Origin of the sequence: Amycolatopsis circi (genome assembly GCF_003385235.1) — a bacterium.
GTDB classification, from domain to species: Bacteria; Actinomycetota; Actinomycetes; order Mycobacteriales; family Pseudonocardiaceae; genus Amycolatopsis; species Amycolatopsis circi.
In genome coordinates this window covers 1-23,850 of record NZ_PQIA01000070.1, presented here as the reverse complement: position 1 = coordinate 23,850, position 23,850 = coordinate 1, and the positions used below count along the sequence as shown (strand labels likewise).

Annotated in this window: 21 protein-coding genes; 13 read left to right on the top strand and 8 right to left on the bottom strand. The window is 68.9% G+C overall.

Going from position 1 to position 23,850, the window contains the following annotated elements:
- The first annotated feature begins 101 nt into the window (after positions 1–101).
- The 6 genes from D0D37_RS26605 (at position 102) to D0D37_RS26580 (ending at position 9,110) form a co-directional block, all read left to right on the top strand.
- The gene (locus D0D37_RS26605; protein WP_116203333.1) at positions 102–1,313 is read left to right on the top strand and encodes an acetyl-CoA C-acetyltransferase; all 1,212 of its coding nucleotides are present in this window, start codon (positions 102–104) and stop codon (positions 1,311–1,313) included.
- A gap of 8 nt (positions 1,314–1,321) precedes the next feature.
- Positions 1,322–3,493: a 3-hydroxyacyl-CoA dehydrogenase NAD-binding domain-containing protein gene (locus D0D37_RS26600; protein ID WP_116203332.1), complete on the top strand. Its 2,172-nt coding sequence runs from the start codon at positions 1,322–1,324 to the stop codon at positions 3,491–3,493.
- Between the two features lie 72 nt (positions 3,494–3,565).
- On the top strand, positions 3,566–4,012 hold the full coding sequence (locus D0D37_RS26595) for a hypothetical protein (RefSeq protein ID WP_116203331.1): 447 nt from the start codon (positions 3,566–3,568) through the stop codon (positions 4,010–4,012).
- A gap of 206 nt (positions 4,013–4,218) precedes the next feature.
- Positions 4,219–7,047: a type 1 periplasmic-binding domain-containing protein gene (locus D0D37_RS26590; protein WP_244223684.1), complete on the top strand. Its 2,829-nt coding sequence runs from the start codon at positions 4,219–4,221 to the stop codon at positions 7,045–7,047.
- A gap of 66 nt (positions 7,048–7,113) precedes the next feature.
- Positions 7,114–7,575, top strand: coding sequence for a DUF3761 domain-containing protein (locus tag D0D37_RS26585; protein ID WP_116203330.1), 462 nt, complete (start codon positions 7,114–7,116; stop codon positions 7,573–7,575).
- A 74-nt stretch (positions 7,576–7,649) separates the two neighbouring features.
- Positions 7,650–9,110, top strand: a complete 1,461-nt coding sequence (locus tag D0D37_RS26580) for an MFS transporter (RefSeq protein WP_341867996.1) — start codon at positions 7,650–7,652, stop codon at positions 9,108–9,110.
- Positions 9,111–9,161: 51 nt separating this feature from the next.
- On the opposite strand, the gene D0D37_RS26575 is transcribed toward D0D37_RS26580, so the two are convergent.
- The 4 genes from D0D37_RS26575 to D0D37_RS26560 form a co-directional block, all read right to left on the bottom strand.
- Positions 9,162–10,724, bottom strand: a complete 1,563-nt coding sequence (locus tag D0D37_RS26575) for an acetolactate synthase large subunit (RefSeq protein WP_116203328.1) — start codon at positions 10,722–10,724, stop codon at positions 9,162–9,164.
- Between the two features lie 5 nt (positions 10,725–10,729).
- Positions 10,730–12,115, bottom strand: coding sequence for an FAD-binding oxidoreductase (locus D0D37_RS26570; RefSeq protein ID WP_116203327.1), 1,386 nt, complete (start codon positions 12,113–12,115; stop codon positions 10,730–10,732).
- 791 nt (positions 12,116–12,906) lie between these two features.
- Complete coding sequence (locus D0D37_RS26565) at positions 12,907–13,407, bottom strand: DUF3830 family protein (protein ID WP_067576183.1); 501 nt, start codon at positions 13,405–13,407, stop codon at positions 12,907–12,909.
- Between the two features lie 3 nt (positions 13,408–13,410).
- Positions 13,411–14,667, bottom strand: a complete 1,257-nt coding sequence (locus tag D0D37_RS26560) for an aspartate aminotransferase family protein (RefSeq protein WP_116203326.1) — start codon at positions 14,665–14,667, stop codon at positions 13,411–13,413.
- A 93-nt stretch (positions 14,668–14,760) separates the two neighbouring features.
- Between D0D37_RS26560 and D0D37_RS26555 the strand changes: the two genes are divergently transcribed.
- The 5 genes from D0D37_RS26555 to D0D37_RS26535 all read left to right on the top strand — a co-directional run bounded on the left by D0D37_RS26555 (position 14,761) and on the right by D0D37_RS26535 (position 18,942).
- The gene (locus D0D37_RS26555) at positions 14,761–16,224 is read left to right on the top strand and encodes an NAD-dependent succinate-semialdehyde dehydrogenase (RefSeq protein ID WP_116203325.1); all 1,464 of its coding nucleotides are present in this window, start codon (positions 14,761–14,763) and stop codon (positions 16,222–16,224) included.
- Positions 16,221–17,276: a tartrate dehydrogenase gene (locus tag D0D37_RS26550; RefSeq protein WP_116203324.1), complete on the top strand. Its 1,056-nt coding sequence runs from the start codon at positions 16,221–16,223 to the stop codon at positions 17,274–17,276. Before D0D37_RS26555 ends, D0D37_RS26550 begins: the two co-directional genes overlap by 4 nt.
- A gap of 72 nt (positions 17,277–17,348) precedes the next feature.
- Entirely contained in the window at positions 17,349–17,816 is a 468-nt protein-coding gene (locus D0D37_RS26545; protein WP_116203323.1) for a DUF4262 domain-containing protein, read from the top strand.
- 53 nt (positions 17,817–17,869) lie between these two features.
- Positions 17,870–18,364, top strand: a complete 495-nt coding sequence (locus D0D37_RS26540) for a GNAT family N-acetyltransferase (protein WP_116203322.1) — start codon at positions 17,870–17,872, stop codon at positions 18,362–18,364.
- Positions 18,365–18,429: 65 nt separating this feature from the next.
- The gene (locus tag D0D37_RS26535; protein WP_116203321.1) at positions 18,430–18,942 is read left to right on the top strand and encodes a hypothetical protein; all 513 of its coding nucleotides are present in this window, start codon (positions 18,430–18,432) and stop codon (positions 18,940–18,942) included.
- Positions 18,943–19,050: 108 nt separating this feature from the next.
- On the opposite strand, the gene D0D37_RS26530 is transcribed toward D0D37_RS26535, so the two are convergent.
- The 4 genes from D0D37_RS26530 to D0D37_RS26515 all read right to left on the bottom strand — a co-directional run bounded on the left by D0D37_RS26530 (position 19,051) and on the right by D0D37_RS26515 (position 21,880).
- Complete coding sequence (locus D0D37_RS26530; RefSeq protein WP_162834485.1) at positions 19,051–19,509, bottom strand: hypothetical protein; 459 nt, start codon at positions 19,507–19,509, stop codon at positions 19,051–19,053.
- 168 nt (positions 19,510–19,677) lie between these two features.
- The gene (locus tag D0D37_RS26525; RefSeq protein ID WP_116203319.1) at positions 19,678–20,364 is read right to left on the bottom strand and encodes a GntR family transcriptional regulator; all 687 of its coding nucleotides are present in this window, start codon (positions 20,362–20,364) and stop codon (positions 19,678–19,680) included.
- A gap of 3 nt (positions 20,365–20,367) precedes the next feature.
- On the bottom strand, positions 20,368–21,093 hold the full coding sequence (locus tag D0D37_RS26520) for a maleate cis-trans isomerase family protein (RefSeq protein WP_116203318.1): 726 nt from the start codon (positions 21,091–21,093) through the stop codon (positions 20,368–20,370).
- A gap of 46 nt (positions 21,094–21,139) precedes the next feature.
- Complete coding sequence (locus D0D37_RS26515; protein ID WP_116203317.1) at positions 21,140–21,880, bottom strand: maleate cis-trans isomerase family protein; 741 nt, start codon at positions 21,878–21,880, stop codon at positions 21,140–21,142.
- A 162-nt stretch (positions 21,881–22,042) separates the two neighbouring features.
- On the opposite strand from D0D37_RS26515, the gene D0D37_RS26510 reads away from it, so the two are divergent.
- Together D0D37_RS26510 and D0D37_RS26505 are read left to right on the top strand one after the other, a co-directional pair.
- A complete protein-coding gene (locus tag D0D37_RS26510) occupies positions 22,043–22,990 on the top strand; it encodes a D-2-hydroxyacid dehydrogenase (protein ID WP_425266971.1) in 948 nt (315 codons plus the stop codon).
- A partial coding sequence (locus D0D37_RS26505) for an amidase family protein (RefSeq protein ID WP_244223683.1) occupies positions 22,972–23,850 on the top strand: 879 nt, incomplete at its 3' end. The genes D0D37_RS26510 and D0D37_RS26505, both read left to right, overlap by 19 nt.

The window sequence follows — 23,850 nt, the reverse complement described above, 5'->3', positions numbered from 1 at the left end:
TCGGGCTTATGTTAATGGCCATTAGCACTTACTGGCCGGTATAGTCGGCCGCGAGATACACCGCAGTGTCCATCCATGCCGCTTCGCGGAGGAGTTGTTCAGTGAGTAGCGAGGCCTACATCTACGAGGCGTTGCGCACGCCCCGGGGCAAGAACAAGGGCGGTGCCCTGCACGGCACCAAGCCGGTCGACCTGGTGGTCGGCCTCATCCAGGAGCTGAAGGTCCGCCACCCGAACCTCGATCCGCAGGCGATCGACGACATCGTGCTCGGCGTCGTGTCCCCGGTGGGCGAGCAGGGCGCGGACATCGCGCGCACCGCCGCGCTCGTCGCGGGCCTGCCGCAGACGGTCGCGGGCGTGCAGCTCAACCGGTTCTGCGCGTCCGGGCTCGAGGCCACGAACGTCGCGGCGCAGAAGGTCCGCTCCGGCTGGGACCAGCTGATCATCGCGGGCGGCGTCGAGTCGATGTCGCGGGTGCCGATGGGTTCGGACGGCGGCGCGCTGTTCATGGACCCGGCCACCGCGTACGACCAGTACATCGCCCCGCAGGGCATCGGCGCGGACCTGATCGCGACGATGGAGGGCTTCTCCCGCGAGGACGTCGACGCGTTCGCGGTCCGCTCTCAGGAGAAGGCCGAGGCGGCCTGGTCCGGCGGCTACTTCGCGAAGTCCGTGGTGCCGGTGAAGGACATGAACGGCGTCACGATCCTCGACCACGACGAGCACCGCCGCCCGGGGTCCACTGTGGAGGGTCTGGCGAAGCTCAAGCCCGCCTTCACCACGATCGGCGAGATGGGCGGCTTCGACGCCGTCGCGCTCCAGAAGTACCACCAGGTCGAGAAGATCGACCACGTGCACACCGGCGGCAACTCGTCCGGCATCGTCGACGGTTCGGCGATCGTCCTGGTCGGGTCCGAGCAGGCGGGCAAGACCTTCGGCCTCACGCCGCGGGCGCGCATCGTCGCCACCGCCTCGATCGGCTCCGAGCCGACGATCATGCTGACCGGTCCGACGCCGGCCACCGAGAAGGTCCTGAAGACCGCGGGCCTGACCCCGGACGACATCGACCTGTGGGAGCTCAACGAGGCGTTCGCGTCCGTCGTGCTCAAGTGGCAGAAGGACTTCGACCTTCCGGACGAGAAGATCAACGTCAACGGCGGCGCGATCGCCATGGGCCACCCGCTCGGCGCCACCGGCGCGATGCTGGTCGGCACGGTGGTCGACGAGCTGGAACGCCGCGAGGCGCGCCGGGCGCTGGTGACCCTGTGCATCGGCGGCGGCATGGGTGTCGCGACCATCATCGAGCGGGTGTGAGGACCGAGATGACCGAGAGCAAGACCATCCGCTGGGACAAGGATTCCGAGGGCATCGTCACGCTGACGCTGGACGACCCGGACCAGTCGGCCAACACGATGAACCAGGCCTTCCGCGAGTCGCTCGCCGCGACCGTGGACCGGCTCGAAGCGGAGAAGGACGACATCGCCGGCGTCGTGCTCACCTCGGCGAAGAAGACCTTCTTCGCCGGCGGCGACCTGCGCGACCTGATCCAGGCGCAGCCGGAGCACGCGGCCGAGATCACCGCGTCCAGCACCGCGATGAAGGGCCAGATGCGCCGGCTCGAGCAGCTCGGCAAGCCGGTCGTCGCGGCCATCAACGGCGCGGCGCTCGGCGGCGGCCTCGAAATCGCGCTGGCGACGCACCATCGCATCGCGGCCGACGTCAAGGGCAGCCAGATCGGCCTGCCCGAGGTCACCCTCGGCCTGCTGCCCGGCGGCGGCGGCGTGGTCCGCACCGTGCGGCTGCTCGGCATCCAGAGCGCGCTGCTGAACGTGCTGCTGCAGGGCCAGCGGCTCAAGCCGCGCAAGGCGCTGGAGCTGGGCCTGGTGCACGAGGTCGTGGACACCGTCGACGAGCTGGTGCCCGCCGCGAAGGCCTGGATCAAGGCCAACCCCGAGGGCGGCGTGCAGCCGTGGGACGTCAAGGGCTACAAGATCCCGGGCGGCACCCCGTCGAACCCGAGCTTCGCGGCGAACCTGCCCGCGTTCCCGGCGAACCTGCGCAAGCAGCTCAAGGGCGCGCCGATGCCCGCGCCGCGCGCGATCCTCGCCGCCGCGATCGAGGGTTCGCAGGTCGACTTCGACACCGCGATCCAGGTCGAGACGCGCTACTTCGTGAGCCTGGCCATCGGGCAGGTTTCGAAGAACATGACCAAGGCGTTCTTCTTCGACCTGCAGTCGATCAACTCCGGCGGTTCGCGTCCGGACGGGTTCGAGAAGTACACCGCCAAGAAGGTCGGCGTGCTCGGCGCCGGGATGATGGGCGCCGCGATCGCCTACGTGTCCGCGAAGGCGGGCATCGACGTGGTCCTCAAGGACGTCTCGCAGGAGGCGGCCGACAAGGGCAAGGGTTACGCGGTCAAGCTCGAGGAGAAGGCTCTCTCGCGCGGCAAGACCACGCAGGAGAAGTCGGACGCGCTGCTGGCGCGGATCAAGCCGACCGCCGACCCGGCCGACTTCGCGGGCGTCGACTTCGTGATCGAGGCCGTGTTCGAGAGCGTCGAGCTGAAGCACAAGGTGTTCGGCGAGATCGAGAGCATCGTCAACGCGGACGCGGTGCTGGGCTCCAACACCTCGACCCTGCCGATCACCGCGCTCGCCGAGGGCGTGCAGCGGACCGAGGACTTCATCGGGATCCACTTCTTCTCGCCGGTGGACAAGATGCCGCTGGTCGAGATCATCTGCGGCGAGAAGACGTCGCCCGCCACGCTGGCGAAGGTCTTCGACTACACCCTGCAGATCCGCAAGACCCCGATCGTCGTCAACGACAGCCGCGGCTTCTTCACCTCGCGGGTCATCGGCACCTTCATCAACGAGGCCGTCGCCGCGCTGGGCGAGGGCGTCGAGCCGGCGTCGATCGAGCAGGCGGGTTCGCAGGCCGGGTACCCGGCGCCGCCGCTGCAGCTGATGGACGAGCTGACCCTGACGCTGCCGCGCAAGATCCGCGCGGAAACCCGTGCCGCGATCGAGGCCGAGGGCGGCACCTGGACGCCGCACGCGTCCGAGGCCGTCATCGACACGATGCTCGACAAGTACGACCGCAAGGGCCGCTCCACCGGGGCGGGCTTCTACGAGTACGACGAGAACGGCAAGCGCACCGGTCTGTGGCCGGGCCTGCGCGAGGCGTTCGGCTCGGGTTCGGCGGACGTGCCGTTCGAGGACCTCAAGGAGCGCATGCTCTTCGCCGAGGCGCTGGAAACGGTGAAGTGCTTCGACGAGGGCGTCCTGACCACGGTCGCGGACGCCAACATCGGGTCCATCTTCGGCATCGGCTTCCCGGCCTGGACCGGCGGCGTGATCCAGTACATCAACCAGTACGAGGGCGGCCTGCAGGGCTTCGTGGACCGGGCTCGTGAACTGGCGGCGCGGTACGGCAGCCACTTCGAGCCGCCGCAGTCGCTGGTGGAGAAGGCAGCCAAGGGCGAGATCTACGAATAAGGCCTGACGGTGTCACGACGGGGCCGTTCCGGGGATTTCCCCGGGGCGGCCCCGTTTTTCGCGGAGGTGACGATGACGGAACAGCTGCCGTTCTTGGACGAACATCGGATCGTCGTGCCTGCCGACGCCGAGACAACCTGGCGTGCGGTCAATGAGGTCGTCGAGCGTTTGTCGGGCCGATTGGCGACCGGCTACGCCTGGGCGGTCGGTGCCGCCGACTGGAAAGCGACTGGCCCCCGGCCGCTCGCCGAAGGTTCGACTGTTCCCGGCTTCCGGGTCGTCGCGGCCGAACCGCACGAACTGCTCGCGCTCGCCGGACGGCATCGGTTTTCCGAGTACCGCCTTGCTTTCCGGCTCGAAGCCGCCGCGGAGGGACAGACCTTGGTCCGCGCCGAGAGCCGGGCCCGGTTTCCTGGAATATTCGGGGTTGGCTACCGCTTGCTCGTCATCGGGAGCGGCGGCCACGCCGTCGGCATGCGGAGGTTGCTGGGAACGATCGCGCGACTGGCGAGCAATTAATTCTCTATTACCGAAGTGCTGATCTACGTTTTTCGTAGTGGATGAGAAAATTGATCAACGCTCGCCCGGGAACCCGTAGCCGAGCGCAACCACGCGTCCTGCGAACGGCTGAACCCGCCGCCACCCGAACGGCCGCGAGCCGCCCGCGGCGAACCGGGAAACCCTTGCCATGACGGCACAATTCCGGGACCCCTCCCGTCGGCCGCATGGTTTACTTCGGCATGGACCAGACGGTGGCCGTCGCGGGGGAGCAGCTCGCGTTCGCTGGGGCAGATCGGCTTGTCAAGCTCATCGGGGCGCTTTATCAGCGGCCCCGCATCGGCGACCGGCCGCGGGAATTGCAGGACGACGGAGAATGGCGCCCCGGTTATCACCGGGAGCGCGCCGGTCGGCGGGGGCTGCCCATGGTGTGCCTCGTGGGCGACGCGCGCGAGGGAGTGCTCGAGGAGCTGGGCTCCCGGTTGCAGAACGCGAAACCGGCGGGCACTGTGCGTTCCGCCTGCCTCTCGCTCGCCGGTCAGCCGGAGATCGACAAACCGGGCGAGGCGACCGAGAAAAGCGTCAACGCGGTGCGCGACATTCTGTGGCTCGCCCGCAACATTCTCGGCCGCAGTTCCCACACGCGGGAAAGCCGGTTGCGGTTCCGGCTGTTCACGCTGGTCGACCAGCTCATGACGAAGCAGTTCCCGGACGACGACGTCGAGCCTGAACGCACCTTGCTGCGCGAACTGCAGGAGAACGGTCTGCTGACCCGGTTCCGCTCGGCCATCGAAAACGTCAGCCGCGAACTGGTGCCGCAGCATCCGACCTGGCGGTTTCCCTTGCTGCTGCTCCGGTTGCTGACGTTCGTGACCTTCCGGATCGCCGTCACCGGGCGCGTCCCGGGGCTGTCCGGGCGGTACCGGTGGTTCCTGCGCCAGCCGCATCTCGCGCCGGAGATGTCGGGCAGCTTCGTCCGTTTCGCACTGCGCCTCACGCAGGGCGAATGGCAGAAGGAGTCGCCGGAATTCGTCGCGCGGCTGCTGGTCAACGCGTTCCTGGAAGACCTGCGGCGCGAGTACCGGCTGCGGCCGTGGCAGTTCTGGCGGAGGCGCCGGATGACGTATCCGGTGCTGCTGCTCGACGAGGTCGGCCCGGCCAATGGCGGCTATCGGCTGCTGGAGCTGATCAACGAGGTCCGCAACCAGGTCGGCCTCTTCGATCCGCTGCTCGTGGTGAGCGCGAGCCAGGCGCCGCCGCCGGACGCCGCGCCGAGCGAAGACCGGCCGAAGTATCACGCCGCCGGTTCCGCCCACGCGTATCAGGTGTGGCAGAACCGGCTCAGCGCCGACCGCCGCGCCCGCCGCCCCACCGCGTGGTACCTGCCGATCGGGCTTGACGCGCCGCAGACCGATGACGAGAAAACCGAGGCGCGCAAGGTGATGCTGGCCCTCGGCGAGCATTACGACCTGTCCGGCGGACGCGGACGGGCGGCGTGGTGGACGACGCGCTGGGTCCGGGCCGGGGTGCCCGCGGTGGTGCTCGCGCTGGTCGCCGCGTTCGCCGTCGTGCGCTACCAGTCCTTTCTGGACAGTCACTGCGGCACCTCGAGCGAATGGCTGACCCGGGTGGACGACCAGTGCGTCGGCGTGTCCGACGGCACGTTCACGCTCTTCGCCCCGGCCGACAAGGAGGGGACGATCCAGCAGGTCGAAGCCGTGATCGCGGACCAGAACCGGCGGGCCGGAGAACTGCACCAGCAGCATCCGGAGCGGCCGTACATCACGCTGGTCGACCTGGAGGCGCTGACGTCGTCGAACGGCACCGCGGAAGGGCTCACCGCGGAACGGGAATCGCTGGAAGGTTTCGCGGTCGCGCAGTCGCGGCAGCTCGACGCGACCGCCGCGGCCGAGCCGATCGTGCGCATGCTGATCGCCAACGGAGGCAAGGGAATGCTCCAAGGCGCGCAGGTCGCGCGCACCCTGCTGGAGATGGCGAAACAGGACCCCAGCATCGTCGGCGTGGTCGGGCTCGACATGAGCAGCGAGCCGACGGCCGACACGATCCGCGCGCTCGGCGACGCGGGCATCCCGGTGGTCGCCGCGACCCTGACCGCGGACCAGCTCGCGGACCAGAATCCGATCTACTTCCAGGTCGCACCGCAAAACCGAAGGGAAGCGGAGGTGGCCGCGTCCTTCGCCGCCCAGCGCCCCGGCCCTCGATCGCTCCGCGTCTACTACTCCGACGACGACACCGATTTCTACAGCCCCAACCTTCGCGACAATCTGGTGAAAGCGTTCAAGGAGAAGGGTTTCGCGGTCGAAGCACGCGCGTTCGTCCCGGACGAAGGGCAAACGGCGAAGTCCGCGCATCTTCGGTACGGCGACCGGCTCGTGGGCAACGCGGGCGCTGCCGGGCGGGACAGCTGCTCCTACGACGGGTACGCGTTCTTCGCCGGCCGAGGCGTCCCCGATTTCGGGGCGTTCCTGGCCGGGGCCGCGCAGTGCGGCAGCACCGCGACGCTCATCGGCGACGACGATGTCGCGCGTTTCGTCGCTGATTCCGTTGCGCGAGAAGACCATCGCGCGCTGCCGTACTACTATTTCGCGCTCGCGAACGCACCGGCCACGCCCGCGAAAGGTCTCGCCCGCGACTTCTACGCCACGCTCAACGCCAAGTTCTCCTTCGAGCACACCGAAAAAGGCCGGTCGTTCGACGGCCACGCCGCGCTGTCCTACGACGCCGCTCTGGTGATGATCACCGCGACCGCGTACCTGCGGGAGACGTCGTCGAAAATCCCGGTGACGCCCGGCGCGGTATGGCGCGAGATCGCCGCGATCCACACCTCGCGGCCGGACGCCGACCAGACCAACAAGTACATCGAGGGCGTCAGCGGAACCATCGACTACGGCGGAGACATCGGCAGGCACGTCCCCCAGGACAAGCCGCTCGCGGTCCTGCACGTCCAGGGCGGCGAGGTCGATCCGGAACTGCAGGGCTTCTGCGGCAAGGCGGTCGGCCGAACGCCGGATTCCTGGTGCCCGGCGGACGGCTGAGCCGCTGTAACAGTTTCCCGCGGATTCGCGACCTCCTCGTTTGTCTGGATTGCGAGGAGGAACCGCATGCTGCGGAAACTGGGGATGGCGTTGGCCGCGGGCGTTTTGGTCGCCGGATGCGGAGCGGCACCGGTCGGGAACGCACCGTCGGCGGTCACAAGCGAGTATTCGCCGCCGCCGACGACCTACAGCGCGCCGGAAACGTCGGCGACGCCAACGACACCGTCGATCGCGGTCCCGGTGACCACCCCGCCGGTGGCGCCGCCGACCACGGTGGCCAAGCCGAAAACGGCGCCGAAGACCCAGGCCGCACCGCGAGTCACCGCGCCCAAGGAGCAGCCAGCACCGAATCCCGCGCCCGCCGACTGCGGTGCCGACTACTACCGCAACTCCTCCGGAAACTGCGTCCACCGCCCGGACTCGAACCCCTCCGGCGCGACCGCGCAGTGCAAGGACGGCAGTTACAGCTACAGCCAGCACCGTTCCGGCACCTGCTCCGGCCACGGCGGCGTCAAACAATGGCTCTGAACCCGCCGAGCCGAGCAAGCGCTGGGCCAAACGGACCAGTCCGCTAAGTCGGATCGATCACGAATCGACCGTTCCTGCCATCCCGCCCGGTAGCGTGCGAATCCGGTACGGCATACGGAACGGGGGACGTGGTGGCACGGGCAGGCGCGCGGCCGATCATCGTGGTGCTCGCCTCGTGCGGGCTGGTCGCTTCGTTCATGCAGACGCTGGTCATCCCGTTGATCCCGGCGTTCCCGAGGCTGCTCGACACCACGCCGACGGACGCGTCGTGGGTCGTCACCGTCACGTTGCTCGCGGCGGCGGTGTGCACCCCGGTCGCCGGGCGGCTCGGCGATCTTTACGGCAAGCGCCGCGTGCTGCTCGTGAGTCTCGCCGTGCTGATCGCCGGATCCGTGGTCTCGGCGCTCACCAGTTCGCTCGCGCTGATGATCGTCGGCCGCGGGCTGCAGGGCTGCGCGATGGGCGTCATCCCGCTCGGCATCAGCATCATGCGCGACGAACTGCCGCCGGAACGCGTCGGCGGCGCGATTTCGCTGATGAGCGCGACGCTCGGCGTCGGCGGCGCGATCGGCTTGCCGGTCGCGGCGATAGTGGCCGAGCACGCGGACTGGCACGTCCTGTTCTGGGGCGCGGCCGGGCTCGGGCTCGGCTGTGCGTTGCTGATCCTGCGGTTCGTCCCGGAATCGCCGCTCCGCACGCCCGCGCCGTTCGATTTCCTTGGCGCGCTGGGGCTCATCGTCGGCCTCACCAGTCTGTTGCTGCCGATCGTGAAGGGCGGCGAATGGGGTTGGGGCAGCCCGGCGACGCTCGGGTTCGCGGCGACGGCCGTGGTCGTTCTCGCTGCCTGGGGCTGGTACCAGCTGCGCCGTCGTGCCCCGCTGGTCGATCTGCGCGTTTCGGCGCGGCGGCCGGTGCTGTTCACGAACCTCGCGTCGGTCCTCGTCGGTTTCGCGATGTACGCGATGTCGTTGTCGTTCCCGCAATTGCTGCAGGCGCCGTCGGCGACTGGCTACGGCCTCGGCCTCAGCATGGTGGAAGCCGGTCTGTGCCTCGCACCGAACGGCCTGGTGATGATGGCGCTGTCCCCGGTGTCCGCGCGGCTGACCAACCGCTACGGCGCTCGCGTCACGCTCATGACCGGCGCGACCGTGATCGCGGTCGGCTACCTCTTCGCGATTTTCCTGATGGCCAACGCGGTCGAGCTGATCATCGCGTCGGTGATCATCGGGGCGGGCGTCGGAATCGCTTACGCCGCAATGCCCGCGCTGATCATGAGCGCGGTGCCGGTCACCGAAACGGCGTCGGCGAACGGGCTCAACTCGCTCATGCGTTCCGTCGGCACCTCGACGTCCAGCGCCGTGATGGCCACGATGCTGGCCCACCTGACCATCACCGTCGGCTCGTTCACCGTGCCGTCGCTCGCGGGTTTCCGCGCCACGTTCGCGGTGGCCGCCGTCGCGGCGGTGGCCGGGCTGGCGTTGACCGCGGTCGTGCCGCGATTCCGTGCCGCCAGCCCGGAACTCGCGCGGGTCTAGAGCCTCGTGAGTGGCAATCCCGGTTCTAACCGGGATTGCCACTCACGAGCATCACAGCAGCGGCGGAACAGCGGCGTCGATCAGGTGCGGCCCCGGCTCGGCCACCGCACGCCGGAACTGGTCGGCCAGCTCCTCCGCGGTCGTCGCCCGCGTCGCCGGAACGCCCATGCCCTCGGCGATTTTCACGAAATCCAGGTCCGGACGGCCGATGTCCAGCAGGTCCTTCGCGCGCGGTCCGTCGCCGGACGCGCCGACGCGCTGCAGCTCCATCCGCAGGATCGCGTACGCGTTGTTGTTGAGCACCACGGTGGTCACGTCGAGATTCTCGCGCGCTTGCGTCCACAGCGCGGAGATCGTGTACATCGCGCTGCCGTCGGATTCGAGGTTGATCACCGGCCGCTTCGGGGCCGCGATCGCCGCGCCGACGGCCACCGGCATGCCGTAGCCGATCGCGCCGCCGGTCAGGGTCAGCACGTCGTGCCGCGGCGCGCCCGCCGTCGCGGCGGGGAGCATGAGTCCGGACGTGTTCGCCTCGTCCACGATGATCGCGTTCTCCGGCAGCAGCGCGCCGATCACGTCGACCCAGTTCTGCACGGTGAGCGGACCGCTCGGCAGCTCCGGCCGTCCGGCCTCCTGCAGGACCGGCTCGGTGTCCGCGGCGACCAAAGCGGCGACGGCTTCCAACGCGGCCGCGACGTCTTGGCCGACGGTCGCGAGGACGTGGACGTCCGCGCCTTCCGGGGTCAGCTCGCTCGGCATGCCGGGGTAGGCGAAGAACGACACCGGGGCCCGCGTGCCCGCGACGATCAGGTGCTTGATCCCGTCCAGCTGGTACTTGGCCTGTTCGGCGAGATATCCCAGCCGTTCGATGTTCGGCAGCCCGGCACCGCGCTCCAGCCGCGCCGGGAAGGTTTCGGCGAGTGCCTTCGCCCCGGTCGCGGCGGCGATCCGGCTGGTCGCGCGCAAACCGGCTTCGTGGCAAGCGGATCCGCCGACCAGCAGTGCCACCGGCTCACCGCTGCGAAGCACGTCCGCGATTTTCTGCACGGTCGTCGCGTCGACCGTCTGCGGCACACGCGGCGGAATCGGCTCGCACGTTTCGCCGCCCTCGCCCCACGACGCGTCGGCGGGAAGGATCAGCGTCGCGACCCGGCCAGGTGCGTCCTGCGCCGCCGCGACCGCCGCCGCGGCGTCCGCGCCGACGTCCTTCGTGTGCCCGGACCGGCGCACCCAGCCTTCGAGCGAACCCGCGATGGCGTCGATGTCCGACTCCAGGGGAGCGTCGTACTGCTTGTGATAGGTGGCGTGGTCGCCGATCACGTTGACCACCGGCGTGTGCGCGCGGCGCGCGTTGTGCAGGTTCGCCAGGCCGTTCCCCAGCCCCGGGCCGAGGTGCAGCAGCGTCGCGGCGGGCTTGCCGGCGACCCGCGCGTACCCGTCCGCGGCACCGGTCACGACGCCCTCGAACAGCGCGAGCACGCCGCGCATCTCCGGCACCGAATCGAGCGCGGCGACGAAATGCATCTCCGACGTGCCGGGGTTGGAGAAGCACACGTCGACGCCGCTGTCGACGAGCGTGCGGATCAGGGACTGGGCGCCGTTGAGCGTGCTCACTGTGCTCACTTTCCGGTTCGAGCGAACAGAACGCCGGGGTTCAGGATCCCGGCCGGGTCGAAGCTGTCCTTGACCCGGCGCAGCAGATCGAGCTTCACCGGGTCTTCCAGCTTGGCGTAGTACTTCGTCTTGGTGCGGCCGAGGCCGTGCTCGCCGGAGATCGCGCCGCCGAGTTCGTACGCGCAGCCGAAGATGTCGGTCAGCAGTTGCGAGCGCGTGTCCGGGTCCTTGCAGAAGATCGCCAGGTGGACGTTGCCGTCGCCGGCGTGCCCGCAGCCGATCGCGCCGCCGCCGGTCGCCATCGCCAGCTCGCGGGCTTTGGCCAGGAACTGCGGCATCGCAGTCCGCGGCACCACCACGTCGATCACGTCGTCCGCGCCCGCGGCTTTGGCGTTCCAGAAGGCTTTTTCCCGCGCTTCGATGAGCTTGCGGGCGGCTCCGCCTTCGAGCACGTACGCGTCGATCGCGCCGAGTTCGGTGAGCAGTTCGCCGAGCGCCTCGACGTCCTCGCCGAGCCGGTCGGCCACCCGGTTTTCCAGCGCCACGGCCAGATATGCCTGGGTCCGGTCGCGGATTTCCGCCGGGACGCCCAGTTCGAGCTTGTCGTTGTAGACCATCGCGGCCATCGTCATGTTGTCGATGTACTCGAGGATCTGCGGGGCGAGACCGCTCGCGGCGATCTTCGGCACCGCCGCCATCACCTGCTCGAAGTCGTCGAACGGGGCGAGCACCGTCGCGCCGTGCGGCAGTCGCGGCTGCAGCTTCACGATCACCTCGGTCACCAGCGCGAGGGTGCCCTCCGAGCCGATGATCAGCTGAGTGAGGTCGTAACCGCTGGAAATCTTCGACATCCGGCCGCCGGTGCGGACGATCTCGCCGGTCGCGAGCACCGCCTGCAGGCCCGAGACGTTGCCGCGGGTGATGCCGTAGCGGATCGCGCGCATCCCGCCGGCGTTGGTGCCGACGGTGCCGCCGACGCTCGCGCTCAGTTCGCCGGGATAGACGGGGTAGGTGAGGCCGTGTTCGGCGGTCTTCGCGTCGAGTTCGGCCAGCGTGACGCCCGGCTGGACCACGGCGACGTGGTTGCCGGTATCGATTTCGAGCACCGAGTTCATCCGCTCGAACGAGACGACCAGCCCGCCTTCGACCGGACGTGCCGCGGCGGACAGCCCGCTGCCGGACCCGCGCGCGGTCACCGGGACGCCCTCGGCGGCGGCGATCTTCAGCAGCGCGGAGACCTCTTCGGCAGTCGCCGGCTTCGCGACGTACGCCGGTTTCTGGCCGGGCGTGCTGAGCGCCTCGTCGTGCGCGTAATCGTCGGAAATCGCGTCACCGGTCAGCAGGTTCCCAGCTCCGACGGCGCCTGCCAGCTGTGTTGCGATCTCGCTCATGCCACTCCCTCGTGCGCGCGCGGTACGTCGTGGCCGAAGCCTAGCCGTTCTGTCGCGGGGCTGGCCATGAATAGTTTTCACGTTAGCCGACGAGCAGCGGACGCGAAAAAGGCCACGCCGCAGCGTGGCCAGGGAGAACCCAAGCAGGGACCGGCCCGCGCCAACAGGCCGGCCCCTGGGTTAATCCTCGGTGCCGGTCAGACGAGCCAGCCGAGCACGTGCGCCAGGTGCGCGAGCAGACCCGAGATCAGGTCGTGGCCGTGGTGCACGTGCTGGGTGAACATCTGCATTGAGGGGCTCCTTGTTCGGATTGTTCTTCCTTGGTGCTCTCGCGAGGAGCCAACGCAGATTTCCACCGGCCCGCTCGCGGTGTCAAAACGCGGTTTTCCCTGTGCTGGCAAGGGATCGGCGGCCGGAGAATCTTCCCATGTTAAACATGTAAGGCTTTCGGGTTTGACACTGGGGGTGCACTGTGGACTCTTCGCCACGGTTCGTAGCGGAAGCCCGCTCCGATCACCCTGGGTAGCAGAAGCGCACTGCGGCAACCGGGCGGCGTCGCCCCTCGAACCGGTGAACGCGAAGCCACGATTGGTGAGTTGCCGAGGTTCACACCGCCGGGTGATCATCGGGGCCGGATCCCTTGTCCGGCAGCGAAATCCAGGCCTCATTCATGATCGCGGAGGGTTAACCCGGCTTCACTCTGGCGGAACAATCTGGCCCGAACGAGCAGCGAAAAGGGCCGGTCCCTCCGCAGTGGAGGAACCGGCCCTGGTTCTTGCCGGAAGCGACAGTCAGTCAGCGCGGGCGAACGACAGCGTCTCGCCCTCCACGCCGCGCAGCCACAGATCCTGCGCGGCCGCGGCCATCTCGGACAGGCCCTCCTCGATCGTCGCGAACACGTTGCCGGGCACCCAGCCCGCGTCGCCGTTGATCAGGAGGTTGTTGCGGCCGTAGAAAATCGCGAGATCCGTGGCACCCTGGTCGCTGTGGGCCTCGCTGCCGTCGTCGTAGCCGTACGCCGGATTGCCGATTTCCCATGCCTCGAATCCGAAGTAGACAACGTCGCCGGGAATCGGCGTGATGGTCGGATTCTCGCGGCCCGGCTTAGGCTCAGCGAAGGGCGGCACGAGCGTGTAGACCTCGTTGCGCGCGTACTTCGCGTGGTAAGCAGAACCGCTCTGCGGCAGCGCGTCCCACACCGCCTTGCAGGTGCGCGGTGCTTCGTCGTCGAGCAGCCGGGCACGGCAGGTGACGCCGCGCTTGTCGAGGCTGATGGTGATGTAGCGCGCCATGCCTCAGCTCCCCGTGACCGACGTGACGACCTCGCCCCAGATGCGCAGCGCGTCGTCGACCTGTTCCGCGTTGACGACCAGGGGCGGCACCATGCGCACGACGTTCGAGTACGCGCCACAGGTGAGCAACAGCAGTCCGCTCTTGGCGGCTGCCTGCTGCGCGGCCTGCGCGGTGGCCGTGTCCGGTTCGCCGTCCGCAGTAGTGAACTCAGTGCCCACGAGGAGCCCGAGACCGCGTACGTCGCCGATAGCCGGTGTCTTGTCCGCGATGACGCGCGCGCCTTCGAGAAGCTGACGGCCACGCTCCGCGGCGTTCTCGACCAAGCCTTCGTCCTGAATGACGTCGAGCGTCGCGATGGCTGCCGCGCACGACACCGCGTTGCCGCCGTATGTGCCGCCTTGCGAACCGGGGTACGCCTTCGCCATCAGCTCTTCCGAAGCGGCGATACCGGACAGCGGGAAGCCGCTCGCGAGGCCCTTCGCGATCAGCACGACGTCCGGGTGGACGTCGAAGTGGTCGTGGCCCCAGAACTTGCCGGTGCGGCCGAAGCCCGCCTGGACCTCGTCGAGCACCAGCAGGATGCCGTGCCGGTCGGCGCGCTCGCGCAGCCCGGCCATGAACTCGGTGTTGGCCGGGACGTAGCCGCCCTCGCCGAGTACCGGCTCGATGAAGAACGCGGCCGTTTCGTTCGGCGCGGAGACGGTCCGGAAGAGGTAGTCCAGCTCGCGCAGGGCGAACTTCGTCGCCGTTTCCTCGTCCCAGCCGTAGTGGTAGGCGTACGGGAACGGCGCGACGTGCACGCCGGACATCAGCGGCGAGATACCCGCGCTGAACCGCGTGCCGGAGGTGGTCATGGTCGCCGCGGCGACCGTGCGGCCGTGGAAACCGCCCTGGAACACGATGACGTTCGGCCGCTTCGTCGCCTGCCGCGCCAGCCGCAGCGCGGCCTCGACGGCCTCGCTGCCGGAGTTCGCGTAGAAGAGCGAATCGAGCCCGGACGGCAGCACCTCGCCGAGCTTGCGGGTCAGTTCGAGCAGCGGTTTGTGCATGACGGTCGTGTACTGGCCGTGCACGAGCTTGCCGATCTGCTCGCGCGCGGCTTCGACCACGCGCGGGTGACAGTGGCCGGTGCTGGTCACCCCGATGCCCGCGGTGAAGTCGAGATGACGTTTCCCGTCCACGTCGTAGAGGTAAACCCCTTCACCGTGGTCGACGACGACGGGCGTTGCCTGCTTGAGCAGCGGGGACAGCTGGGCCATGCGGCGCCCTCCTGGGAGCGGGTGGAGACGGTTGTCGATTGTTGACAATATCCATAGCATGAGTTCGGGACAACAGGAACAGGAGCGAGCTGGATGAGCGGGATCACCGAGAACGGCGTCGTGAGCGCGGTCGGCAAGGAACTCTTCATCGGCGGCAAGTGGGTCTCCGCGCGCAGCGGGAAGACCTTCGACGTGCAGGACCCCTCCACTGGAGAGGTGCTGTGCCAGGTCGCGGACGCCGGGCCGGAAGACGGTCTCGCGGCGCTCGACGCGGCGGTTGCGGCCCAAGCCGATTGGGCGGCGGTGGCGCCCCGGGAGCGCGGCGAGATCCTGCACCGCGCGTACGAGAAGCTCATCGAACGCCGGGACGAACTGGCGCTGCTGATGACTCTCGAAATGGGCAAGCCGGTGGCCGAGGCCGCCGGGGAAATCACTTACGCCGCCGAGTTCTTCCGCTGGTTCGCCGAGGAGGCGGTGCGGATCGACGGCGGCTACGCGGTGGCCCCGAACGGTTCGGGCCGGTTCCTGATCACGCGCCAGCCGGTGGGTCCGACGCTGCTCATCACGCCGTGGAACTTCCCGATGGCGATGGGCACGCGCAAGATCGGCCCGGCCGTCGCCGCGGGCTGCACGATGGTGATCAAGCCCGCCGCGCAGACGCCGCTGTCGATGCTCGCGCTTACCCAGATCCTCGCTGACGCAGGGCTGCCCGAGGGTGTGCTGAACGTCGTCACCACCAAGGACGCGGGCGGCGTGATGGAGCCGCTGATCCGCGACGGACGCGCGCGCAAGCTGTCCTTCACCGGCTCGACCGGAGTTGGCCGCAAGCTGCTGGAGCAGTGCGCGGAGAAGGTGCTGCGCACGTCGATGGAGCTGGGCGGCAACGCGCCGTTCGTCGTGTTCGACGACGCGGACCTGGACGCCGCGGTCGAAGGTGCGATGCAGGCAAAGATGCGCAACATCGGCGAGGCGTGCACCGCGGCCAACCGCTTTTACGTGCAGCGCGGCGTCGCGGAGGAGTTCTCGCGTCGGCTCACCGAGCGGATGCAGGCGCTGCCGATGGGGCGCGGCACCGATGACGGCGTCGTGGTCGGTCCGCTGATCGACGAGGCCGCGGTGAAGAAGGTGACCGAACTGGTCAAGGACGCCACGGACAAGGGTGCGCGGGTGCTCACCGGCGGCTCGCGAGTCGACGGTCCGGGGCACTTCTACCCGGCCACCGTGCTCACCGACGTGCCCGTCGACGCTCGGCTGGCCAGCGAGGAAATCTTCGGCCCGGTCGCGCCGATCACGCCGTTCGACACCGAGGACGAGGCGGTCGAGAAGGCCAACGACACCGAATTCGGCCTGGTGTCCTACCTGTTCACCAGCGACCTGAAGCGCGCGCTGCGGGTGTCGGAACGCTTGGAGGCCGGGATGATCGGTCTCAACCAGGGGATCGTGTCCAACCCGGCGGCTCCGTTCGGCGGCGTCAAGCAGTCCGGTCTCGGCCGCGAGGGCGGCACGGTCGGCATCGACGAGTTCCTGGAGACCAAGTACATCGCGGTGAGCCTGTGACACACCGGATCGCGAGCATCCCGGGCGACGGGATCGGAGTCGACGTCACCATCGAAGCGCGCCGGGTCCTCGACGCGGCGGCGGCGAAGTACGGATTCTCGTTGGAGTGGACCGAATTCGACTGGAGCTGCGAGCGGTACGCGAAGACCGGCGCGATGATGCCGGAGGACGGGGTCGCGCAGCTGTCGGGCTTCGACGGCATCCTGCTCGGCGCGGTCGGCTTCCCGGGCGTCGCTGACCACGTTTCCTTGTGGGGTCTGCTGATTCCCTTGCGGCGGGCGTTCCAGCAGTACGTCAACCTGCGGCCGGTCCGGCTGCTGCCGGGGACGTCCTCGGTGCTGGCCGGGCGGAAGGCCGACGAGCTGGAAATGGTGATCGTCCGGGAGAACTCCGAGGGCGAGTACTCGGAGATCGGCGGACGGCACAACGCCGGGCGACCGGACGAGTTCGTGCTGCAGGAGTCGGTGTTCACGCGGGTCGGAGTGGAACGGATCATCCGGTACGCCTTCGATCTCGCGCGCACGCGTTCGCAGCACGTCACGTCGGCGACCAAGTCCAACGGGCTGATCCACTCGATGCCGTACTGGGACGAGATCTTCGCCGAGGTCGCCGCGCAGTATCCGGACGTCCGCGCGGAACAGTGCCATGTGGACGCTCTCGCCGCGCGGATGGTGCAGGCCCCGGACCGGCTCGACGTGGTGGTGGCGTCGAACCTGTTCGGCGACATCCTGAGCGACCTCGCGGCCGCGATCACCGGCGGACTGGGCATGGCGCCGTCCGGAAACATCAACCCATCAGGTGACTTTCCGTCGATGTTCGAGGCGGTCCACGGCAGTGCTCCGGACATCGCCGGACAGGGCATCGCGAACCCGGTCGCCCAGATCCTCGCCGGGGCGATGCTGCTCGACCACCTCGGGGAAACCGTTGCCGCACAAGCGATCCGAGCCTCGGTCGACGAGGTGCTGACCGCCGGCGAAACGCTCACCCCCGACCTCGGCGGAACCGCTACCACAACCGCGCTCGGCGCCGCGGTGGCCGATTCGCTCCGCTGATTTTTCGTCGGTGCCGCGAGGTTCACTCTTCCCTGACCCGGTCGACGGGTCCCCGAGGGGAGGAGGGTGCCGATGTGCCAGATGTGCGAGGAGCCGGAAAGATCCGAGGAGCAGTACCTGATCGAGGTGCTGGACCGGATCAGGGAGTACGGATGGTGCGTCCAGGGCGTGCTGGGGCCAGGTTCCCGGCCGCCCTGGGCGTACACCGCGGGCCTGACCGTGCAAGGCTTGCCGGAGCTGGTAGTCACCGGATTGTCGTTGCACGAATCGGCATACGTGTTGAACGCCGGAGCTGAACATTCGCTGCACACCGGGCCGCCGGTGCCCGGGGAACAGTGGCTGCTGCCCCGGCTGCCGAAGCTGGAAGTCGTCGAACTCAGCACCCCCGCGGCGCATTTGCATCTCGCGGTTTGCTGTTATGGCACCGGAATCCAAGCCATGCAGCTGGTATACGCCGATCCAACGGGCCGGTTCCCGTGGTCGCCGCACTACAACTCCGGCCTCGGCGGACAGCCCGTGCTGGGGGTGCGGCATGCCTGAGTTCTTCTTGCCGCGCCAGGCTTTTTCGCGCTTTGGCCCGGTAGAATCGGATCATGCCCGAACTTCTGGCCCCCACCGTCCGGCTGCATCGCTCGTGGCTGGAAGCACACGCCGAATGGGGTCCAGGGCTGCACGAGGACGGCTTCGGTCTGTCGGCGTCGGATGTCGTCGATTCTCCCGCTGGCTTCGCCGCCTGGGTGGATTCCTTGACGCGGGACCACACTCTGTACCGCTGGCTAGTCGAGGACGGGCAGGTGCTCGGCGGAATCGCCCTGCGCTCCGGCCCGGCGGAGTACGTGTCGTGGGCCGGACACCTCGGCTTCGGCATCCGCCCGTCGGCGCGTGGCCGCGGTCTGGCTTCCTGGGCGTTGCGCGAGATGCTGACCGAGGCTCGGGGCTTGTCTCGGGTGCTCTTGGCGTGCGCGGGGGAGAACCTGGCGTCCGCCAAGACGATCGAACGCGCGGGCGGCGTGCTGGAGGAAGTACGCCAGACCGAGCGCGGGCCGGTGCGGCGGTACTGGATCACGCTCGAGCCCCAGCCGAGCTGAGTCGCATCGCCCGGGTCGCTTTCGAACCGGCAGCACAGCCGGTCGTCCCTGGCATAGTGGAGACCATGGGCGGGCTTCCCTTCTTCGCTGACGGCGATTTCGTGCCGATCCGGTATGTCATCGGGCACAAGCTGTTGTGGTTGCGCAGCTATGAGAAGCAAGTGGAGGTTCTGTTCACCGCGGTGGAGAGGTTGGAACTCGACACCCGCTTTACCGGCGGTCTTGCTATCGCGCCGGTGTCGAGCCACGGCGACCTCGACGACAGCTCAGCCATACCGTTGCTGCTGCTCACTTTGACCGGCGGCACTTTCGGCTCTGGGTTTGTGGCCTGCAGCAAAGTGAGTGCCGTACGGATCGGCGCGGAAGGAGACGAGTCCGGAGAAAGAGAGGTCCTCTTCTGGGAGGGCGCTTCTTATTCCGAGCATGCGGTAGGGGGTGAAGCCGCTGAACCAGGTCAGGTGGCGTTCGGCCTGCCGGTGGTGCGCCAGTTCTCCCGCGAAAAGCGGACCACCGCGCGGTTCCCGCCGCCGGGGGAGCAATACGCGAGGCGAGGTGGAGGGGAGAGCAAGCCGCCCTAGGCCAGACCGGGAAGCGGCTCGGGTTTCAGGTGCCCGTACGGAGATCGGGCAGTGCGGGGCGAGTTCAGGCGGTGCGTTCCGCCAGGCGCCGAGAAGCTGCCGCCCGGCTTACTTGGCAGGCGCCGGGAACTCGATCCGGGCCGGGTGACTGAGTGCGTTGCTGCGCAGTGCAACCGTGATGCCCGCGCGGAAGCTGGCATCGCTGCTCGGCGATGCCGAGTCCGACAAACTGCCTGCCTCGCTCGGCAGACGGCGGAGGGCTGCCTGGGAGGGGTGGCTGAGTGCGGTGATCCGCAGCGCGATCGCCATGCCCGCGCGGAAGCGGGTGTCGCTGCTCGGCGATGCCGAGTCCGACAAGCTGCCTGCTTCGCTCGGCAGACGGCGGAGGGCTGCCTGGGAGGGGTGGCTGAGTGCGGTGATCCGCAGCGCGATCGCCATGCCCGCGCGGAAGCGGGTGTCGCTGCTCGGCGATGCCGAGTCCGACAAGCTGCCTGCCTCGCTCGGCAGACGGCGGAGGGCTGCCTGGGAGGGGTGGCTGAGTGCGGTGATCCGCAGCGCGATCGCCATGCCCGCGCGGAAGCGGGTGTCGCCGCTCGGCGGCCTGGCGGTTGAGAAGTCGCCTGGCTCACTCGGCAGCGCGACCCGGGCCGGGCGGTTGGTTGCGGTGCCCACACCGCAATCGTGATTGCCTCGCGAAAGCTGGCGGCAGCGACCGTCTGGCCAAAAGCCACCCCGTCACCCAGCCGCCGCAACACCGTCCTTCAAGCTCCGCCCCGGAAGCAACCGGCTGATCGCGTCCTCCATATGCGCGTCCAGCAAATGCAGCGCCGTCTCCTCGTCGTCCGAGCGCAGGGCTTCGATGATTCTCGTGTGCTCCTCCAGCCGATCCTCCACGCCCTGATACGTGTTCTGCAGCAACGTCAGGCACATCCGCGTCTCGATCAGCAACGTCCGGGCCATCCGCATCAGCCGTTTGCTTCCGGACGCATTGATCAGCGCCTCATGAAACCGGAGGTCCGCCTCGGACAACGCGGCCGGTTCGTTCGCGGCGGCAGCCATGTCGGCCACGTTCTGTTCCAGCGTGGTGGCCACCGCCTCGCGGTCGCCGCGGAACGCACAGAGAAGGGCGGCTCTTTCCACCGCCGAGCGGGCGAGATAGATATCGAACACGTCCGCCGGTTCGAGGTCGATCACGAACAGGCCCCGGTGGCGTTCGCTGCGCAGCAGGCCCTCGGACACGAGGTGCTGCATTGCCTCGCGCAGCGGGCCTCGCGAGACCTGGAAGCGGGCGGCCAGGTCGGTCTCGCCGAGCTGGGTGCCCGGCGGAAGCGCGCCGGTCATGATGGCGTCGCGCAGTTGGCGCGCGATCACGGCGGCGGTCGATTCCCGGCTCACCGGTTCTATGTCAGGCAGTGCGACCACGGGTCAGCCCCTCGTCCGGAACAACGCGCCCAGCGAACGCACCAGCCGGGTCGAGCCGGTCAGGCGCAGACCTTCCCAGATGGTCACCTGGTTGGCGGTCAGCACCGGCTTGCCGAGTTTCTCCTCGATCGCGGTGATCTCGCCGAGCGTGCGCATCGCGGTGTCGGGCACCAAGACCGCGTCGGCGTCCGGGTGGTCGTGGCTTACCGCCAGGTCGACCACAGCCTCGGGGGCGAGCTGGCCGACTTCGGCGGCGGTGTCGATGTCGGCGCTCGACATCGAGAGCACCTCGACACCTCCGGCGGCGAGGAAGTCCACGAACAGTCGCGCGACGTCGTCGGGGTAGCTCGCGGCTACCGCGACTCGTTGCACGCCAAGGGCTTTCGCCGCGTGCACGAAGGCGAACGACGTGCTCGACGCCGGGACCCCGGCAACCGCAGCGAGCTGGTCGGCCTGGTTGCGCGCGCCGTCCCAGCCGTACACGAAGCTGCCGGACGTGCAAGCCCACACGACGGCTTCCGGCTGGTGCTTCGCGAGCAGCCGGGCGCCTTCGGCGAGCCGGGCTTCGCTGCCGAGGTCGAGCAGTTCCGGCACGGCGTGCAGGTCGGTGCCGTAGATGTGCGCGACCGGCAAGCCGATGTCGCCTTCGGAGCCGCCGAGAAGCTGTTCCGCGAGCGGGTAGTCGTCCTCGGCCGCGTGGTCGGGGTAGATGAAGCCGATCGTGGTCACGAAACCTCCGGGATGCGCAAATTGTCGACAATATTAGCGGGAGGGGTCAAGACACCTCCCGCAGCCACTGGCCGGGTCCCACGATGGGCAGCCGCATCCGGCGCAGGCAGGCCCACATGGTCAGCTGGTTGGCGGTCAGCACGGGTTTGCCGAGCGCCTTCTCCAGCGGTTCGATCAGGTCGAACGTGGGGAGGTTGGTGCAGCTGACGAAGATCGCCTCGGCCTCGCGGTGGTCCGCGGCCAGGATGCGCTCGGCGATGGTGCGGTAGCTGACCTTCCAGATGCCGCCGCCCAGCCCGAGGTGATCGCTGGACACAGTGTCCACGCCGACCTCGGCGAGGAAGTCGTGGAGTTTTCCGGTGAGGTCGGCGTCGTACGGCGTGAGCACCGAAACCCGGTGCAGGTCGAGCTGGTGCAGCACCTCGACGAGAGCGCCGGAGGTGGTGACCGCGTCCGGCGCGCCCGCGTCGCAGATCGCCTTGGTGAGGGAGCGTTCGTAGTCGATGCCGTTCACGAAGCTGCCGGAGGTGCACAGGTACGCGACCACCTCGGGCTCGACGTGCAGCACGTCGCGCGTGGCCGTGGCGAGGTGTCGGCTGTCGCTCACCAGCTGCGCCATCTCCATGCTCACCGGGACCGGTTCGTACGGAGTGCGGGCGAGATGCAGCGACACCTCCATCGGCACCCAGCGCCACAGTTCGCGCTCGAGCGCGAGGTCGAACGGCGCGATCACGCCGATGCCGCGCTGGGCTAGCGGGCCCTCGAACGCGAGAGAGTCCAGATCCAAGGTTCAGCCTCCGGAATACGCCTGTGCGGATGCCCGTCCGGTGCTCCGGGGGTGGTCCTCGGATTGTTGACAATCATACGAGCCACTTTTACCGTGTCAATCGTGACCGCCCCGGAAACCCCCGTGCTGGCAGTGCTCTGCGGCGCAGACCAACCACCGGACATGGCCGCTATCGAAGACGCGGCGGTAGTTCGTTACACCGACGAGCGCGGGCTCGCCGGTGCGCTTGCCGGAGCCGATGCGCTTTTTGTCTACGATTTCCTCTCCGGAGCCGTCCCCGGTGCGTGGCCCGCCGCGGACCGGTTGAAGTGGCTGCACATCGCGAGCGCCGGTGTCGATCCGGTGCTGTTCCCGGGGCTGCGCGACAGCGACGTCGTGCTCACGAACTCGCGCGGGGTGTTCGACGACGCCATCGCGGAGTACGTGCTCGGCGTCGTGCTGTCGTTCGCCAAGGACTTCGCGCGCTCGCTCGACCTGCAGCGCGCCGGCACGTGGAAGCACCGCGAGACCGAGCGGATCGCCGGGCGGGAGGTGCTGGTGGTCGGCACCGGACCGATCGGACGGGCCATCGCGCGGATGCTGCGCGCGGCCGGAATGCGCGTGTCCGGGGCGGGCCGGCGAGCCCGCGTCGGGGATCCGGATTTCGGCGTCGTGCGCGAATCCGCCGAACTGACGCGGTATTTGCCCGAGTTCGACTACGTCGTCGCGGTCGCGCCGCTCACCGACCAGACCAAGGGCATGTTCGACGCCTCCGCGTTCGCCGCGATGAAACCGTCCGCGCGGTTCGTGAATGTGGGCCGCGGCGAACTGGTGGTCACGTCCGATCTGGTCGCGGCGCTGCAGTCGGGGGAGATCGCCGGGGCCGCGCTCGACGTCTTCGAAACCGAGCCGCTGCCCGCCGAGAGTCCACTGTGGACCATGCCGGACGTCCTGTTGTCCCCGCACATGTCGGGCGACTTCATCGGCTGGCGGCGGACCCTGGTCGAGGTCTTCGCGGGGAACTTCCGGCGCTGGGTCGGCGGGGAGCCGCTCTGGAACGTCGTGGACAAACGGCTCGGCTACGTGCCGTCCGAATCGCAGGGAGGCGCCGGATGGGCGACCGGGAATTGACTGCCAGTGAACTCGTCGCCGCCTACGCCACCGGCGAACTGTCGCCGGTCGAGGCGACGAAGAGCGCCCTGCAGAACATCGAGGACCGCGACCGCGAGATCAACGCCTATTGCCTCGTCGACGCGGATCGCGCGCTCGACCAGGCGAAAGCGGCCGAGGCCCGCTGGCGCGACGGGAATCCGATCGGCGCGCTCGACGGCGTTCCGGCGTCCATCAAGGACATCTTCCTCACCCAGGGCTGGCCGACGCTGCGCGGTTCTACGAGCATCCCGGCCGACCAGCCGTGGGAGGTCGACAGCCCGGTGATGGCGCGGATGCGCGAGGCGGGCCTGGTCGTGCTCGGCAAGACGACCACGCCGGAGATCGCCTGGAAGGGCGTCACCGACAGCGCGCTCGCGGGCATCACGCGCAATCCGGTGAACCCGCGGATGACGGCGGGCGGATCCAGCGGCGGCAGCGCGGCCGCGGTCGCGGCGGCGATGGGCGAGCTGTCCGTCGGCACCGACGGCGGCGGTTCGGTGCGGATTCCCGCGTCGTTCTGCGGGATCGTCGGCATGAAACCGACCCACGGCCGCATCCCGCTGTTCCCGGCGAGCCCGTTCGGCCCGCTCGCGCACGCCGGGCCGATGGCGCGCTGCGTGGACGACACGGCGCTGCTGCTGGACGTTCTCGCGCTGCCGGACCACCGCGACCCGACCGGGCTCGCGCCGCCGATCAGCGCGTACCGCGAGGCGGTGCGGCGCGACGTGCGCGGGCTGATCGCCGCGTACTCGCCGGCACTCGGTTTCGTTGACGTAGATCCGGAAGTCGCGGCGATCGTCCAGTCGGCAGTGCAGTCGCCTGCCGACGCCGGGTTGCAG

Coding starts and splice junctions, on each gene's coding strand:
- D0D37_RS26570 (WP_116203327.1), bottom strand. CDS start 12,115: ATGAGCGAGATCGCAACACAGCTGGCAGGCGCCGTCGGAGCTGGGAAC.
- D0D37_RS26600 (WP_116203332.1), top strand. CDS start 1,322: ATGACCGAGAGCAAGACCATCCGCTGGGACAAGGATTCCGAGGGCATC.
- D0D37_RS26535 (WP_116203321.1), top strand. CDS start 18,430: ATGGGCGGGCTTCCCTTCTTCGCTGACGGCGATTTCGTGCCGATCCGG.
- D0D37_RS26510 (WP_425266971.1), top strand. CDS start 22,043: ATGGCCGCTATCGAAGACGCGGCGGTAGTTCGTTACACCGACGAGCGC.
- D0D37_RS26560 (WP_116203326.1), bottom strand. CDS start 14,667: ATGGCCCAGCTGTCCCCGCTGCTCAAGCAGGCAACGCCCGTCGTCGTC.
- D0D37_RS26565 (WP_067576183.1), bottom strand. CDS start 13,407: ATGGCGCGCTACATCACCATCAGCCTCGACAAGCGCGGCGTCACCTGC.
- D0D37_RS26585 (WP_116203330.1), top strand. CDS start 7,114: ATGCTGCGGAAACTGGGGATGGCGTTGGCCGCGGGCGTTTTGGTCGCC.
- D0D37_RS26540 (WP_116203322.1), top strand. CDS start 17,870: ATGCCCGAACTTCTGGCCCCCACCGTCCGGCTGCATCGCTCGTGGCTG.
- D0D37_RS26590 (WP_244223684.1), top strand. CDS start 4,219: ATGGTTTACTTCGGCATGGACCAGACGGTGGCCGTCGCGGGGGAGCAG.
- D0D37_RS26545 (WP_116203323.1), top strand. CDS start 17,349: ATGTGCCAGATGTGCGAGGAGCCGGAAAGATCCGAGGAGCAGTACCTG.
- D0D37_RS26595 (WP_116203331.1), top strand. CDS start 3,566: ATGACGGAACAGCTGCCGTTCTTGGACGAACATCGGATCGTCGTGCCT.
- D0D37_RS26555 (WP_116203325.1), top strand. CDS start 14,761: ATGAGCGGGATCACCGAGAACGGCGTCGTGAGCGCGGTCGGCAAGGAA.
- D0D37_RS26530 (WP_162834485.1), bottom strand. CDS start 19,509: ATGGCGATCGCGCTGCGGATCACCGCACTCAGCCACCCCTCCCAGGCA.